Raw genomic sequence first — 16949 nt, 5'->3', positions numbered from 1 at the left:
AATATTTTAATAAATAGAGATTATGAGAAAAGTTTTATTATTAGCTCTTTGGGGACTATCCTTATGTGTGTATAGTCAAAACAAAGGCGATACAAAGATGAATCAGTTTATAGATAATCTGATGCAGCAAATGACGTTTGAAGAGAAAGTGGGGCAGTTAAATCTTGCAGCATCACCTGCTCTGATGACAGGGACTACTTTTACTGAGAATATAAATGAAAAGCTTACAAAAAGCCAACTCGGAGCTTTCTTGAATGTTATAAGCCCTGAAGAACAGAAAAAGGCGCAGGAAATAGTAACTACGCAAACACGCATGAAGATTCCGCTTCTTTTTGGATTGGATGTTATTCATGGCTACAAAACTATTTTTCCTATTCCGTTAGCTCTTGCATGTACATGGGATCCGGCTTTGATTGAGAAAACAGCACGCAGAGCTATTGTAGAAGCTACCAGTACAGGTATAAACTGGGTATATTCACCGATGGTAGATATCTCTCGCGATCCGCGTTGGGGACGTGTGGCTGAAGGCGCAGGCGAAGATCCGTATCTTGGCGGACTTGTTGCAAAAGCAATGATTAGAGGTATTCAAGGTGACGATCTGAGTGCTGATAATACAGCTATGGCATGCGTAAAGCACTTTGCCCTTTATGGAGCATCGGAGGCAGGTAAGGATTATAACACAGTGGATATGAGTCGGGTTCAGATGTTTAATTACTACATGGAGCCATATAAAGCAGCCGTAGAAGCCGGAACAGGAAGCTTGATGACATCATTCAATTTGGTAGAAGGAATTCCTGCTACAGGAAACAAATGGTTGCTTACAGATGTGTTGAGAAAACAGTGGGGCTTTGATGGTTTTATTGTTACTGACTTTACATCTCTCAACGAAATGATAGACCATGGTATGGGAGATCTGGAAACAGTAACCGGTTTAGCTCTAAATGCAGGAGTAGATATGGATATGGCTGGAGAAGCTTTCTTAACGAAGTTAGCCGGATTAGTAAAAAAAGGAGTTGTAAAACAAGCAGATATAGACGCGGCTTGTAGAAGAGTACTTGAAGCTAAATATAAACTTGGTTTGTTTGAAGACCCTTTCCGCTATTTGAAACGTGTAGGAGAGCCATTGGTGACACCAGAATCGAGAGCTTTAGCTCGTGAAGCTGCCAGACAATCTACTGTTTTACTGAAGAATGCAAACCAAACTTTGCCTTTACAGAAAAAAGGAAAAATTGCTTTGGTCGGTCCTCTTATGGATTCCCAATATGATATGATGGGTACATGGGCACTTACTGCCGATAAGAAATATTCGATAACACTAAAAGAAGGGATTAAAAATGCAGTAGGTGATAATGCCACTGTAGTATATGCAAAAGGAGCAAATATAGTTGATGATGAGTTTATCTTTGATAAGTCAAATTTTTATGGTTTCCCATTTGTATCCAAAGATCCTAAATCTCCGGAAGAATTACTAAAAGAAGCTATTGAAGTTGCAAAACAGTCTGACGTTGTAGTTGTTGCTTTAGGTGAAGGAAATAGCCAAAGTGGAGAATCGGCATCAAGAACAAATATTGATCTTTTCGAAAACCAAAAAACATTACTTAAAGAACTTGTGAAAACAGGTAAGCCTGTAGTATTGGTGTTATTCAACGGACGTCCTCTTACATTAACCTGGGAAGATGAGAATTGTGCTGCCATCGTAGAGGCTTGGGCTCCCGGTAGTGAAGCAGGTAACGCTGTGGCAGATATCTTATTTGGCGATTACAATCCATCGGGTAAGATAACAATGACTTTCCCGCGTTCGGTTGGGCAAATTCCTATCTATTACAATCACATGAATACAGGTAGACCGTATGTAGAAGGCGGGCCTCATAAGTTTAAAGCAAATTATATTGACGAGGTTAATGAGCCGCTTTATCCATTCGGATATGGTCTTAGCTATACTACTTTCGAGTATGGTGATGTTAAGCTCAACTCAAATAAGATGAATGAGAACGGAAGTGTAGAAGCTAGTATAACTGTATCGAATACAGGAAATAAAGATGGAAATGAAATCGTACAGCTATATATCAGAGATGAGGCTGCCAGTATTTCAAGACCGGTGAAAGAACTGAAAGGTTTTGAGAAGATATTCCTGAAAGCAGGTGAAACAAAAACAGTTAAGTTTACAATAACTGCCGATCAGTTGAAATTCTACAATAATAATATAGATTATGTTTGTGAGCCGGGTATGTTTGAAGTCATGATTGGAAAGAATAGCCAAGATGTAAAATCAAGTAAATTCGAGTTGGTGAAATAATCGATTCTTTTTAAATATTATAATTATAACAGAAAAACACCTTCGGATGAATAGTCCGAAGGTGTTTTATTATTATTTTGAGGTTTCAGAGGACGAGGATGGAGATGGTCTGTTCTCAAATTCATATTTGTTTAACCATACTTTATTCCACCCCAACAGTTTGCCGTCCACAAACCTGAGTTTATATATTCCCTCATCAAACGCTTTATAGCCCCAGACTATGACATTGTCCTTAGCTTCCACTACTTCATATTGATCTCCCATAATAGAGACAATCTGTTGTTGAGACATTCCTATGCTAATATTCCTGATGTTTTTGTCTGCATTTTTCATGCTATTGTATGTGCTACATGAAAACAGGAGCATGCTGAAAGTAATTAAAAGTAATAGTTTTTTAGCCATAGCATTTGTTTTGATTATTTTAGAATAAAGATAAAAAAAGTCCGTATAATATTAAACGGACTTTACATATTTTATTTGATTAATTAAAATCTTAGTATCCTCTGATAGCTTTGATTCCCGGAAGAACTTTACCTTCGATGAATTCAAGTAAAGCACCACCACCTGTAGAAACATAAGATACCTCATCTGCAAGGTTAAACTTATTTACAGCAGCAACAGAGTCACCACCACCTACAAGAGAGAAAGCTCCGGCTTTGGTCGCAGTAGCAACAGCTTCAGCAGTTACTTTTGTTCCTTGTGCGAAGTTGTCGAACTCGAATACACCTACAGGACCATTCCAAAGAATAGTTTTTGAAGCCATAAGTACATCTGCAATTTCTTTTTCGCCTTTAGGACCTATATCTAATCCCATCCATCCGTCAGGGATAGCGTTAGCTTCTGATATTTCAGTATTAGCGTCGTTGCTGAAAGCATCTGCTATTTTAGCATCGCTTGCTATTACTAATTGTACGCCATTCGCTTTAGCTTTGGCTACAATTTCGTTAGCAAGGTCTAGCTTGTCATTTTCTACAAGAGAATTTCCGATCTTACCACCTGCTGCTTTGATGAAAGTAAATGCCATACCACCACCAATAACAAGATTGTTTACTTTATCCAATAGGTTTTCAATGATGTCGATTTTTGAAGAAACCTTAGCACCACCAATGATAGCAGTAAACGGACGTGCTGTATCTTTCAATACTTTTTCTACAGCGTCAATTTCTTTCTGCATCAGGTAACCGAACATTTTGTGTTCAGCATCGAAGTAATCTGCAATAAGAGCGGTCGAAGCATGTGCACGGTGAGCTGTACCAAAAGCATCGTTTACATAAACATCTGCATAAGAAGCAAGTGTTTTAGTGAACTCTTTTTGGCTTTCTTTTATAGCCTTTTTTGCAGCAGCTTTTTCTTCATCGCTTGCATCTTCTGCCAAACCACGAGGCTTGCCTTCTTCTTCGGCATAGAAACGAAGATTTTCAAGTAATAATGCTTCTCCCGGTTGAAGGGCAGCAGCTTTTACTCCTGCATCTTCGCCTACACAATCGTTTGCAAACTGTACATCTACACCAAGAAGTTTAGATACGTGAGCAAGGATATGTTTCAATGAATATTTTTCTTCTACTCCTTTTGGACGACCAAGGTGAGATGCTATAATCGGGCTACCACCATCAGCTACGATCTTTTTTAGGGTAGGCATAGCCGCACGAATACGAGTGTCATCTGTGATGTTGAATTGTGCATCTAGAGGCACATTGAAATCAACTCGTACAAAGACTTTTTTGCCTGCAAAGTTGAATTTGTCAATTGTAATCATGATTTGTTTTAGTTAAATATAAATAATATTATTGATTATCAATGCTTTGTTAGGGGCTGCTGCCCATTTTAAAAAGTGATACAAATATACTAAATTCTGTGAGAGATATTTTATGAAAAAATGAAATTATAGTAAAATTTGACAGAATATTAATTTAACCCGAAGATTTGTTAATCCGAGTTTGCAAAAAAAAGATAAAACTTTAGTGCACTCATTTTATAGGTGATTAAAATGAGAATGCACTTCTCTATTTTCTTTATTATATTTTTGAGATCAAAGGGTAAATCTTTCGCTTGGCTATAGTTCTTTTTGTACAATGCGTATACGAAGATAATCTTTTCATAGTGTTATGATTGTTAGACTATAATTAAGGAATGGAAATATAAAAAGCTGATTTATGTTATATCTGCTTTTTGATATTTATTTCTAGGCCTTTAAATACTTCATTCTGCTTAATTTTTTTTAACTCCGAATTATCGCTTTTAAGATTTAACATTTCTATTTTTGTCGTGCTTACTAAAAATGAAGATCAATATAAACTCAAAATAGAAGAAAAATATGGCACATGTTGATATTCGGGAGCTTACCGAAAGAATTCAAAGCAAAAGTTCATTCGTCGAATCACTCACAATGGGAATGGATCGGGTTATTGTGGGCCAAAAGCATCTGGTAGAGTCGTTGCTTATCGGTCTGCTCGCTGATGGACATATATTGCTGGAAGGTGTTCCCGGTCTCGCAAAAACGTTGGCAATAAAGTCTTTGGCGTCACTTATCGATGCTAAATATAGTCGTATTCAGTTTACTCCCGATTTGCTTCCGGCCGATGTGGTGGGAACAATGATTTATAGCCAGAAAACTGAAGAATTCTTAGTGAAACATGGGCCAGTGTTCTCTAACTTTGTATTAGCCGATGAAATTAACCGTGCTCCAGCCAAGGTACAAAGTGCTTTGCTTGAGGCTATGCAAGAGCGTCAGGTTACTATCGGAGAGAAAACCTACAAGTTGCCGTCTCCTTTCCTTGTGATGGCTACACAAAACCCTATTGAGCAGGAAGGTACTTATCCGCTTCCTGAAGCTCAGGTTGACCGTTTCATGCTGAAGGTGGTGATTAACTATCCGAAGAAAGAAGAAGAAAAATTGATCCTCAGAAATAACCTCGCCGGAGATTATGGTAGCCTTCAGCCGGTAATGAAAGCCGAAGAAATCATAAGTGCCCGTGAAGTGGTTCGTGATGTTTATTTGGACGAAAAAATTGAAAAATATATTGTAGATATAGTATTTGCTACTCGTTTCCCTGAAGATAACGGGCTGGCGTCTTTGAAAGGTATGATCGGGTTCGGAGCTTCTCCACGTGCATCTATCAGCCTTGCCCTTGCGTCAAGAGCTTATGCTTTTATCAAACGCAGAGGATATGTGATACCGGAAGATATACGTGCAGTATGTCATGATGTATTGCGTCACCGTATCGGTTTGACATACGAAGCTGAGGCAAATAATACTACATCTGATGAAATAATAAGTGAAATCTTAAATAAGATTGAAGTTCCGTAATTGATCACAGTCAACAGTTAACAGAGAGCAGTTAGCAATGTAATAAACTGAAATGATAACAAACAGTCTTGTATATGAAAAAGCTTATTCTTTTGCAATAAGAACTGTAAATGCTTATAAGTTCTTGAAAGATAAACAAGAGTTTGTTCTATCAAAACAACTGTTGAGAGCAGGTACTTCTGTCGGAGCTAATATAGCAGAAGCCAACGGCGCTATTTCGGATTCGGATTTTTCAGCTAAAATCAGTATAGCATATAAGGAAATATTGGAGACTAAATATTGGCTTTCTTTACTTAAAGATACCGGATATATTTCTCCTGATACTTTTAATGACATGCATGAAGATGCTGATGAAATAGCTAAAATGTTATACTCTATATTAAAGATAACTCGAATAAATAAAATTTAATAATTGTTGACTGTTAACTGATAACTGTTAACTGAACAAGATGGAAACAAGCGAATTATTAAAGAAAGTACGTCAGATAGAGATTAAAACCCGTGGATTATCCCGCAATATTTTTGCCGGTCAGTATCACTCTGCTTTTAAGGGGCGTGGTATGGCTTTTTCAGAAGTGCGAGAATATCAGTATGGAGACGATATCCGCGATATAGACTGGAATGTAACAGCACGATACAACAAGCCTTATGTAAAGGTTTTCGAAGAAGAACGGGAGCTTACCGTTATGTTGCTTGTCGATGTTTCTGCCAGTCAGGATTTTGGTACACACCTTTCTGTAAAGAGAGATGTCGTAACCGAAATTGCTGCTACTCTGGCCTTTTCTGCTATACAAAATAACGATAAGATCGGAGTAATCTTCTTTTCTGATAAGATCGAAAAATTCATCCCTCCAAAGAAAGGGAAGAAACATATCCTGTACATTATCCGCGAATTGATCAACTTTCAGGCAGAAAGTCCCAAAACTGATATGGGAATGGCTCTGAAATTTTTGACGAATGCTATAAAAAAGAGATGTACAACCTTTATGATATCCGACTTTATTGATGTCAAAGATTACTACAATGCGCTCACGATAGCAAATCGTAAACACGATATTGTTGCGTTGCAGGTATATGATTCTCTCGAAACTCAGTTGCCTAGCATTGGTCTTATGAAGATACTGGATGCAGAGACCGGAAGCGAACATTGGATCGATACATCGTCTCGTAAGGTAAGGCAGACGTATAAAGATTGGTGGCAGAAACAACAGGATAGTATGCAGACCTCATTCAATCGCAGCAAGGTGGACAGTGTATCGGTGCGTACCGATGAAGATTATGTGAAAGCATTGTTGGCTTTATTTAAAAAGAGAAGTTGAAAATAAAATCGATACATTGATATATGTTGAAATTGAAAAATATAATATTGCTTAGCTTATTCTTCTGTTTGAGTTTTGTGCTTCATGCACAAAAGTCGACCGTAAGGGCTACTATACAGCCGTCGGATATCTTGATTGGTGAGCAGGCAGTTATAAATGTAGAAGTTATTGCCCCCAAAGGGAAGAATATTATTTTCCCTGCCTACAAGGACACACTAATCAGGGGGGTAGAAGTTCTCGCGATGTTGAAGCCGGATACAACAATGACTGAGGTGATGACTATCAATCAGAAATACATTGTTACCTCATTCGACTCTACGCTGTATCATGTACCTTATATGATGGTGATAGATGGCACAGATACCCTGAAGACAAATGATTTTGGGCTCAAAGTGTCTGCTCCGCAACTATCCGACTCTACGTTGGCTTATCTCGAACGATTGAAAAATCATGAGACTGACTCTATCGATTTTGCTAAGCTTCAGATAAACGATATCAAGGATGTCCAATCTCCTCCATTTGTATGGCTCGACTATTTGGAATACTTGTATATACTTTTCCTGGCATCTCTTATTATATTATTGATTGCCGCCTTAGTTTATCTCTATTACAGGAAAAAGAAAAAAGGATATTATTTTACTCCTAAAATAGTATTGCCTCCTCACGTCGAAGCATTGCAGGGTCTTGATAAACTCAAGGATTCAAAAATGTGGCAGCGAGGTATGGAGAAAGAATATTATACCGAATTGACGGATATCCTTCGTAAGTATATTGGTCGTCGTTTTGATATTGCTGCTCCCGAAATGATATCGGACGATATTATTGCAGCTGTTCATCTGGTTACGGATACAAAATCTGCGACAGACGGACTTGCTCAAATCCTGAAACTGTCCGATCTTGTGAAGTTTGCAAAATATACACCTTTTGCCGATGAAAACGACCTTAGTTTGGTTAATGCATTCTTGTTTGTAAATCAGACCAAGATAGAAGAAAGGCCTACATTGGAAGAACAGAAGGAAGGAAAAGAAGCGCAGGGAGAAACAAGTGCAACAGGAAATCAACATATGAATAATAAACAAAGCTAAAAGATACAGAAATGGAATATGCCAATCCGAAATATTTATACTTACTCTTATTGCTTATACCTCTTATTGGGTGGTATATCTTTAAGCTAAGGAAAATGCAGGCTACATTCAAGTTGTCTTCTGGCTATGCATTCGAAAAAGCACCGTCGACACTGAGGGTATATATGCGTCATTTTCCCTTTTTGTTGAGGGTAATTGCTATTGCCCTTGTTATAATAGTCTTGGCAAGACCTCAGAGTGTCAATTCTTCAGATATATCCAAGTCGGAAGGGATAGACATTATTATGGCGCTGGATATATCAGGAACCATGATGGCAAATGACTTCTCTCCAACTCGTTTGGAGGCGGCAAAAAAAGTTGCATCCGAATTTATCAACGACAGGCAAAGCGACCGTATCGGTTTGGTCATTTTTGCGGGCGAGAGTTTTACTCAATGTCCGTTGACTACAGACCACCGGGTACTTCTCAACTTATTGAGCGAAGTTAAATTCGGAATGATAGAAGATGGTACAGCCATAGGATTGGGACTAGCCAATTCCGTAAACAGGTTGAAAGACAGTCAGTCGAAATCTCGTGTTGTTATCCTTCTGACAGACGGATCTAACAACGCCGGACAGATTGCTCCGTTGACCGCTGCCGAACTGGCTGCATCATACGGAATACGTGTGTATACGATTGGTATAGGTTCTAGAGGAACGTCAGTGGCACGTGTCATGACTCCGTACGGAATGCAATCGATGAATGTGTCGGGTGACTTTGACGAACGCACATTGACCGAGATAGCCTCTAAAACGGGAGGTTCGTACTTCCGTGCTACGGACAATACCAGTTTGAGTGGCATATATGACGAAATAGATCAAATGGAAAAGTCTCATATAAGTGTAAATACTGTGACAAAGCGTAAAGAGCTTTATTTGCCTTTTGCAATTATGGCTTTAGTGCTGATCGGAGGCGAACTTATTCTGCGACGTACATGGTTGAGAAATATTCCATAAATAAAACAAGTGTAAGCATTAATTATGAGTGTATTTAAGTTTGCAAATCCCGAATTCCTATATTTGTTCCTTGCCATACCTTTATTTGTTATTGGCTTTATCTTATTGAATATAGCTAAACGTAAAAGTGTGGAAAAGCTGGGGGCATTGTCATTGGTAAAGAAAATGATGCCGGAACTATCGTTAAAACGTTCTTATCTTAAATTTTGGATAACGATGGTTGCAATAGGATTTGGTATTATCGTTTTGGCTCGTCCACAATTTGGGACAAAGGTTGAGAAAGTGGATAAAAAAGGAATAGAGTTGGTTATTGCTATAGACGTTTCTAATTCGATGATGGCGGAAGATATCAGCCCGAGCCGATTGGTAAAGGCAAAGCAAATACTGACTCGTATCATCGATGAACGTAAGAATGATAAAGTAGCCATTGTTGTTTTTGCGGGAGAGGCATTTATACAGTTACCTCTGACACCTGACAACCAATCGGCGAAGTTATTCCTCGAAACGATCAATCCGAGTCTTGTGCCTGTACAGGGTACTGCCATTGGTAGTGCTATAGATATGAGCATGAGTTGCTTCTCTAATGATGCGGATATAGATAAAGCTATTGTGCTTATCACAGACGGAGAGGGGCATGAGGGTAATGCAGAAGAGGCTGCTGCCCGTGCTGCCGGTAAAGGTGTGCATGTGAATGTAGTAGGAATAGGAACGGCAGAGGGTGCAATGATTCCCGAAGCTGAAAATTCACGAGATATAAAAAGAGACACGCAAGGGCAACCCGTAGTTACCAAGCTTAATGAAGAAATGTGTCGTCAGATAGCAAAAGCCGGAGAAGGATTGTATGCGCATGCTGATAATTCTAACAGTGCGCTGAAAAGCTTACAGGCAGAGCTGGATAAACTACAGAAGAAAGAAATAGATGGTATTGCATATTCTGAATATGACGAAAAATATCAGATTTTTGCATGGGCTCTATTGGTTTTACTCTTTGTAGAGATTTGTATCTTCGAAAAGAAGAATAGAATATTCAGAAATATAAGGTTGTTTAAGTAAGATAAGTAATGCACGTTTTTTGTCATACTAATGTAAAGAAGAGCTTAGTCGGAGAGATATAAGATTTATTACTTTGTTTTGAAATGACATCATAATTGAATATCGACGAAATGAAAAAAATTATATTTATAACACTTTTTACCCTGATCGCAGTTAGTTTATCGGCTCAGAAAGAAGCACGCAAGGCCGTTCGCTCAGGTAATAAGGCATATAAAGACCAACGATACGGTGCTGCCGAAGCCGAATATCACAAAGCGCTGAAAGATGATGCCGCATCGAAAGAAGCTTCATTCAATCTTGCAAACGCATATTATAAACAACAAAAGTGGGACGATGCTTTGAAAGAGTATCAACATTATCTCACATTGGAGAATCAGAATCCCATCAAGATGAGTGCTGCTTGGAGTAATATGGGAAACACTTTCTTGAAAAAGAAAGCAAATGAAAAAGGACAAGGTCAACAAGCTCCCGTACCTCAGGGGCAGCAGCCCCAACAACCCCAACAACAACAGGGGGATAACCTGAAAATGTCGATGGAAGCGTATAAGAACGCATTGCGTTTGAATCCGAAAGATGACAATACACGTTATAATCTGGCTGTTGTACAGAAAATGATACAAGACCGACAAAACGAAGATCAGAATAAGGATCAAAATAAAGATCAGAACAAAGATCAAAAACAAGACCAAAATAAGGATCAAAACCAAGACCAGAATCAGAACAAGGATCAGAAACAAGACCAAAAAGATCAGAAGGATCAAAATCAAATGTCGCAAGACAATATGCAACAGATGTTGCAAGCTATAGAGCAAGACGAAAAAAATACTCAAGAACGCGTAAACCAAGCGAAGGCTCAGGAACGCAAGCAAAAGAATGAAAATAACAGAAAGCAGAATAAAGACTGGTAATAATGAAAAGAAGTAATATTCTCTCATTTCATCGGCTTTTAGTTTTGTTCTTCGCCTTATCTTTTTATATCTCTTTAGCAGGACAGGAGAACAAAGTGAGGATAAAAGCACCTGAAACGGTAACTGTTGGAGAGCAGTTTACAGTCTCTTATATTGTGGAAAGTGATAAGGAAGTGAAAGAACCTGTAATCATCAAAAATATGAATGGGTTTGAAATTCTTTACGGGCCTTCTTTGTCCGCATCAAGTTCTACCGTGTTCAAAAAAGGGAAGAGGGTACAGTCTTTTTTGGCTACATCAACCTATATACTTCGTGCACCCGAAAAAGGTAAGTTTTCTTTGCCACAGGCAGAAGTGAATATCGATGGTAAGAAGTATAAATCGGAAAGTTTTAAGATAGAAGTACGCTCTCTGGAAGAGAATATAGCTAAGGTGAAGGATGTAGATGCTTTTCTAAAAGTGGTAGCCTCCAAAACCAGTGTTAACCTCTCCGATACGTTAACCCTCTCTTATCGTCTGTATACAACGAAGGATATATATAAGATCGTGGATGCAGACTTTCCGTATCTGAATGATTTCTATTCAAGTGATATAACCCGCTTGAGGCAGTCGTTTTCTGAAGAAGTGATAAACGGGAAAACATACAAAGTAGTGGAAATGCGAAAACTACTCTTGCAACCTCGCAAAATAGGAGAAATGGTATTGCCCGAGGGTTCAGTGACTGTTCAGTATTCGACTCCTACCGGACGGAAAGTAAGAGATATTTGGGGAGATGTATACGACGAGTCGGTGACTAACGACAAGGTGCTGAAAATAGATTCGGTAGTTATACGTGTTCAAGACTTGAAAGCTATATAAAGTAAAAATATTACTTTTGTGATAATCTTTAGAAAAATAAATTGAGAGAGTAATGAAGAGGTGTTCGTTTTTATTGATATTATTACTCATAAGTGTTTCAAAAATATTGGCCGATGACATCTCGTTTGTCATCAATGCTCCTGCATCTACGGTAAAAGGAGCTCAGATACAACTGCAATATATATTGAAAGGAGGGAGTGGAAACAATATCCAGATTCCTGATGAGATAAGAGGATTTGATATTCTTTTCGGACCTTCTGTATCTCAGGTTTATAGCTCTTCTAATATCAATGGGAAAGTTAGCTCGGAGAGCAATACAACTTTCACCTATGTACTGATGGCTAATGCTGAAGGGACATTTACACTACCTGCTGCGTCAATTAAGGCTAATGGTAAGAATTATAGGTCGGGAACGGCTCAAATAAAAGTATTGCCACCCGATAAGAACGCACAGCCTCAACAGCCGGGACGTAATCCTCAAGTTATTACGCAGACATCAAAAGAAGGAAATGTGAGTCCTGATGATGCCTTTGTAAGAGCCATATTCTCTAAAACTAAAGTAAAAGAACAGGAAGCTGTTGTAGTAACATTCCGATTCTATACCGTACTTAATATCAGAGATGTTGGTAAAATACAATTCCCTGAATTTGAAGGCTTCATGACAGAGGATTTTGATATGGCCACAAACCGACAAATGACAGCTGAGCATTATAAAGGTCGAAACTACATGGCAATAGATGTAAAGAAGACCTTGTTGTTCCCTCAACGCTCGGGCAAGATAACCATTCCTTCGGGAACGATGGAGATTGTTTTTGAGGTTTCTTCAGGACGTAAAGTACAGACCTTCTTCGGTCCTCAGGATGTGATGACAGAAGCTAAGAAGATATTGAAAACAACACCTGTTACTGTCGATATTTCGGCTCTTCCGTTACAAGATAAACCTGCTAACTTTTCGGGAGCAGTGGGTGCATTTACGTTTACGCCTACTATTTCTTCACAGAAAGTGAAAGCGAACGATGCTGTAACCATCAAGCTAAATATTTCGGGTACAGGTAACCTGAAGCTTATAAAGAATCCGGAAATAAAATTCCCTAAGGATATAGAGACTTACGATCCTCAGGTGAAAAACGATTATAAGTTGACTGAGAACGGTTTGTCGGGTACAAAGACGATAGAATATATGTTTATCCCTCGCTATCCGGGTAAGTTTACTATTCCTCCTATCGAATTTTCATATTTCGATACACGTACCAATACTTACAAAACAGTATCTTCTCCATCTTACGAATTGGATGTAGATAAAGATCCGAATGCAGGGAAGAATGTATCAACAAGCTATTCTAATCAGAAAGAACTGGAGATAAATCAGGATATACGTTATATAAAAACAGGCAGCTACTCATTTAAGAATCCGAACGACTTCTTTGTAGGCTCTCTTTCCTATGTTCTTTGCTATCTCATCCCGCTTGCATTGTTTATTATCTTCTTGATTATATATAGGAAGCAAATACAGGCAAATGCAGATATAGCCCTGATGCGTACCAAGAAGGCTAATAAAGTTGCGACTAAACGCCTGAAACTTGCTAAACAATATTTGCTTACGCATAAAAAAGATAATTTCTACGAAGAGATACTTCGTGCTGTGTGGGGATATCTGAGCGATAAACTGACTATTCCGGTAGCTGATCTCAATAGAGAGAATATTGAAACAGAGCTTCGAAAATACGGAGTTGGAGACGATATTATAGGAACGTTTATAAATATACTCGATACCGGAGAGTTTGCACGTTATGCTCCGTCAGAATCGGACGATGCGATGGATAAGCTCTATAACGACACGGTAGATGCTATCGGTAAAATGGAAAATACAATCAAAAAAATAAAATAATGATGCGTGAGATGAAACGAGTCATATTATCATACATATTCTTCCTTTTTGTATTCGCTATATCTTCATATGCACAAGATACAACCAATGTAAAAGTAGATAGTGCAACAGTGAAGCCTTCTGCTACGATTGCAGACAATAAGGGCGGTGATAATACTGTATTTGATAAAGCGAACGAGTTATACAATAGCGGAGACTTCCGCAAAGCAATAGATTTGCTCGAAAATGAAAAGAATGAACAAAAGAAACAGGGATTAGAGTCTGCGGAATTATATTATAACCTTGGTAACTCATATTATCGGGTTAATGAAATTGCAAAAGCCCGTCTATATTACGAAAGAGCACATTTGCTCGATCCGGGAGACAGGGATACGAAGCATAATATAGATTATATTATGACTAAGATTGAAGATAAGATTCCTGTTGCTGATACGTTCTTTCTTAGCATCTGGTTCAATGGGGTACAAAATCTGTTTAGCTCAAATAGCTGGGCGAATATCGGTGTTGTTTCATTTCTCCTATTGATCGGCTGTTTAGTGTTATTCTTCTTCACGAAACTGATTACGATTAAAAAAATAGCTTTTTATACCGGCATAGTATTCATTATAGTCGTTATATTTGCCAATGTGTTTTCGTTTAGGCAAAAGAGCCGCTTGGAATACCGGGACACAGCGGTAGTAATGGCTGCTTCGGCTCCTATGGTTAGCTCTCCCGATATAAATAGCAAAGAGCTTACCGTATTGCACGCAGGAACGAAAGTGTCGATAACAAAAGAAGATCGTAACTGGCTTGAAGTAGAAGTCGATAATGGTACAGTGGGCTGGATACAGCGCGATAAACTGGAAATAATCTGATTCCTTTTCTTCCATTTATATATTTACATGAGAATATTATTTTAATGAGTTTAGTAGAACGAATTTTACCCTATGAGAGGAATCTCTTTTTGTGGCTTAATGATCAGCATACCTCTTATTGGGATGTTTTTATGTGGATATATAGCGGCAAGCTTGTATGGCTTCCACTCGCAATCGTTGCAATAGGTGTTTTTGTCTACAAAATAAAATGGAAAGAGGCACTTCTATTATTACTCTGTGCCGTTTTGGTTGGCGTGCTTTGTGACTATGTCTCTTCTTCTCTAATAAAGCCCTTTTTTGAACGTCTCAGACCTACCCATCATCCCGACTTTCAGAACTATGTAGACACTGTTCGTAATTACCGGGGAGGAAAGTATGGGTTTATATCCAATCATGCCGCTAATGGTTTTGGTATTGTCGCTTTTACATCTCTACTTTTCAGATATAAATATTATACAATCACCGTTCTTTTATGGGCATGCATAACAGGGTACTCCCGAATATACCTTGGTGTGCATTTTGTATCCGACGTTGTTGGAGGTGCAATATGGGGTGCATTGGTCGGTATTTCTATGTATTATGTTTATTTAACCTCACGCAGGTATATCTTAAAAGTTCCTAAAGAAGAATTCAAAATTCCTGTCTACACAAAAGTTAGGGCTCAGATACTAATGTGCACGATTTGGGTTCTGGTGATTTCGATCGCCATTTATAGCGCAGTATTTAATATTCCCACATAAAATCCATTGTTTTTCAAAAAAGAATTTTATAACTTTAGAACATATTCCTAATCATTTACCATTTAAAACTTAGAGAGTATGACTAGAGTTATCAGATTTGCAGAGCTAAGAAGGATTAAGGACACCTTACCGGATGGAAGTATACACCAAATAGCAGAAAAGTTAGAACTCCCGGTGGAAACTGTATGGAACTACTTTGGCGGATATAGTTACGAAAAAGGTCAAAGCTGCGGAATTCATATAGAACCGGGGCCGGATGGAGGATATGTCTCTATTGATGATACCACTATTTTGGATATGGCTTTAGAAATGATGGAATCAAGGGAGGCCTAAGAGAATAAGAGAGATGAATACGCCAGAAAGTGTTCATCTCTTTTCAAATATATCCGAACGTTTTTAGCTGCAAACATGATAATTTGCAATACTGAGAAAAAACGATTACAAAATTTGTACAAGAAATTATATAAATATGCCGATTATGGAAGATAAATTAGTAACACTAGCTATTCATACAAATGAAAAAGCCCAAATATTAAAACATGTATTGGAAGGTGAGAACATTGAAGTACATATCAATGATGTAGATCTTGATAATCCCGGAGTATCGGCCGGAGTTCGTATCCGAATAAAAGAATCTGATCTTCCTAAGGCGTTGAGTGTTGTGGAAAGTCGCCATTTGTTTAGTTACGATGAAGAAGAAACATATCGTACCGATGATGGACGCCAAAGGATTTTAATCCCTGTGGACTTCTCCGATTACTCTCTTAAGGCTTGTCGTATCGCTTTCAATCTGGCTCGTGAGCTGGGTGCAAAGGTCAAAATACTCCATGTGTATTTCAATCCTTATTATCCTACTGCCCTTCCTATGGCAGAGGCTTTTGCCTATCAAGGGAAAGAGGAAAAGGAATTTCAAAACATAATAGAGAAAGTAAAAGAAAATATTCAACGTCTCTGCAATACCATCGATAAGAAAGTCTCTGAAGGCGAATTTCCGTCAGTGAACTACTCTTATGTGCTTAGAGAAGGTTTGCCTGAAGAAGAAATTGTGACATTTACAAAGGAATATAAGCCATCAATCATCGTAATGGGCACTAGAGGGAAAGACCAGAAGGATGCCGACCTGATAGGTAGCGTAACAGCCGAAGTGATAGAAATGACACATGTGCCGCTGATAGCCATTCCCGAAAATACTCCGTTTAAGGATTTCAAGGATGTGAAGCACATTGCGTTTCTTACAAACTTTAGCCAAAGAGACCTTATTTCGTTCGACTTGTTAGCTAAATTATTACAACCTTATCAGGATATCCGTATCTCTTTGACTCATATTGCTGTGAAAAAATCGGATCAGTGGGACGAAATTAAGCTTCAAGGTATTAAAACGTACTTCTCGAAGCAGTATCCAAATCTGAATCTCGATTATAAACTCATCGATACTTCCGATATGCTGAAAAGCCTCGACGAATATATAAAAGATGATGGAATACAGGTATTGGCACTAACAACTAGCAAACGCAATATATTTGCCCGGATGTTTAGCCCTAGTATCTCCCGCAAAATGTTGTTCCACTCAGATACTCCGTTATTTGTATTGAGAGGGTAGAGCGGCTTGATAAGACATATAGTTGTACTTTATATATATATCCGTAT

The 16949-nt window shown here is 38.4% G+C and carries 16 protein-coding genes; 14 read left to right on the top strand and 2 right to left on the bottom strand.

What is annotated here, in order from left to right:
- Nucleotides 1-22: 22 nt before the first annotated feature.
- Nucleotides 23-2296: a beta-glucosidase BglX gene (bglX, locus tag BGO84_RS09505; RefSeq protein ID WP_291028935.1), complete on the top strand. Its 2274-nt coding sequence runs from the start codon at nucleotides 23-25 to the stop codon at nucleotides 2294-2296.
- Between the two features lie 72 nt (nucleotides 2297-2368).
- Here bglX and BGO84_RS09500 read toward each other — a convergent pair whose 3' ends face one another.
- Nucleotides 2369-2698, bottom strand: coding sequence for a hypothetical protein (locus BGO84_RS09500; RefSeq protein WP_291028934.1), 330 nt, complete (start codon nucleotides 2696-2698; stop codon nucleotides 2369-2371).
- A 91-nt stretch (nucleotides 2699-2789) separates the two neighbouring features.
- On the bottom strand, nucleotides 2790-4052 hold the full coding sequence (locus BGO84_RS09495) for a phosphoglycerate kinase (protein WP_135103471.1): 1263 nt from the start codon (nucleotides 4050-4052) through the stop codon (nucleotides 2790-2792).
- A 558-nt stretch (nucleotides 4053-4610) separates the two neighbouring features.
- On the opposite strand from BGO84_RS09495, the gene BGO84_RS09490 reads away from it, so the two are divergent.
- The 13 genes from BGO84_RS09490 (at nucleotide 4611) to BGO84_RS09430 (ending at nucleotide 16902) form a co-directional block, all read left to right on the top strand.
- Complete coding sequence (locus BGO84_RS09490; RefSeq protein ID WP_135103472.1) at nucleotides 4611-5603, top strand: AAA family ATPase; 993 nt, start codon at nucleotides 4611-4613, stop codon at nucleotides 5601-5603.
- Nucleotides 5604-5655: 52 nt separating this feature from the next.
- Nucleotides 5656-6012, top strand: coding sequence for a four helix bundle protein (locus BGO84_RS09485; RefSeq protein ID WP_291028933.1), 357 nt, complete (start codon nucleotides 5656-5658; stop codon nucleotides 6010-6012).
- Nucleotides 6013-6052: 40 nt separating this feature from the next.
- Nucleotides 6053-6922: a DUF58 domain-containing protein gene (locus BGO84_RS09480; protein WP_283686894.1), complete on the top strand. Its 870-nt coding sequence runs from the start codon at nucleotides 6053-6055 to the stop codon at nucleotides 6920-6922.
- Nucleotides 6923-6945: 23 nt separating this feature from the next.
- Entirely contained in the window at nucleotides 6946-8007 is a 1062-nt protein-coding gene (locus BGO84_RS09475) for a hypothetical protein (protein WP_291028932.1), read from the top strand.
- 11 nt (nucleotides 8008-8018) lie between these two features.
- Nucleotides 8019-9002, top strand: coding sequence for a VWA domain-containing protein (locus BGO84_RS09470; protein WP_135103478.1), 984 nt, complete (start codon nucleotides 8019-8021; stop codon nucleotides 9000-9002).
- 24 nt (nucleotides 9003-9026) lie between these two features.
- Complete coding sequence (locus BGO84_RS09465) at nucleotides 9027-10055, top strand: VWA domain-containing protein (protein ID WP_291028931.1); 1029 nt, start codon at nucleotides 9027-9029, stop codon at nucleotides 10053-10055.
- Nucleotides 10056-10165: 110 nt separating this feature from the next.
- Nucleotides 10166-10963 (top strand): tetratricopeptide repeat protein, encoded by a 798-nt coding sequence (locus tag BGO84_RS09460; RefSeq protein ID WP_291028930.1) that lies wholly within the window; start codon nucleotides 10166-10168, stop codon nucleotides 10961-10963.
- Nucleotides 10964-10965: 2 nt separating this feature from the next.
- Nucleotides 10966-11820, top strand: coding sequence for a BatD family protein (locus BGO84_RS09455; protein ID WP_291028929.1), 855 nt, complete (start codon nucleotides 10966-10968; stop codon nucleotides 11818-11820).
- A 106-nt stretch (nucleotides 11821-11926) separates the two neighbouring features.
- Nucleotides 11927-13708 (top strand): BatD family protein, encoded by a 1782-nt coding sequence (locus tag BGO84_RS09450; RefSeq protein ID WP_291028928.1) that lies wholly within the window; start codon nucleotides 11927-11929, stop codon nucleotides 13706-13708.
- A gap of 11 nt (nucleotides 13709-13719) precedes the next feature.
- Nucleotides 13720-14562 (top strand): tetratricopeptide repeat protein, encoded by an 843-nt coding sequence (locus BGO84_RS09445; RefSeq protein ID WP_291028927.1) that lies wholly within the window; start codon nucleotides 13720-13722, stop codon nucleotides 14560-14562.
- 44 nt (nucleotides 14563-14606) lie between these two features.
- A complete protein-coding gene (locus BGO84_RS09440; RefSeq protein WP_291028926.1) occupies nucleotides 14607-15302 on the top strand; it encodes a phosphatase PAP2 family protein in 696 nt (231 codons plus the stop codon).
- 78 nt (nucleotides 15303-15380) lie between these two features.
- The gene (locus BGO84_RS09435) at nucleotides 15381-15635 is read left to right on the top strand and encodes a DNA-binding protein (protein WP_135103488.1); all 255 of its coding nucleotides are present in this window, start codon (nucleotides 15381-15383) and stop codon (nucleotides 15633-15635) included.
- Nucleotides 15636-15780: 145 nt separating this feature from the next.
- Nucleotides 15781-16902 carry a universal stress protein gene (locus BGO84_RS09430; RefSeq protein WP_006844563.1) on the top strand — a complete coding sequence of 374 codons (1122 nt, stop codon included), beginning with the start codon at nucleotides 15781-15783 and terminating at the stop codon, nucleotides 16900-16902.
- Nucleotides 16903-16949: the final 47 nt, after the last annotated feature.

This window comes from Dysgonomonas sp. 37-18 (assembly GCF_001899125.1).
Lineage (GTDB): Bacteria > Bacteroidota > Bacteroidia > Bacteroidales > Dysgonomonadaceae > Dysgonomonas.
The sequence above is the reverse complement of the archived record's forward strand: the minus strand, read 5'-3'. Positions and strand labels throughout refer to the sequence as shown.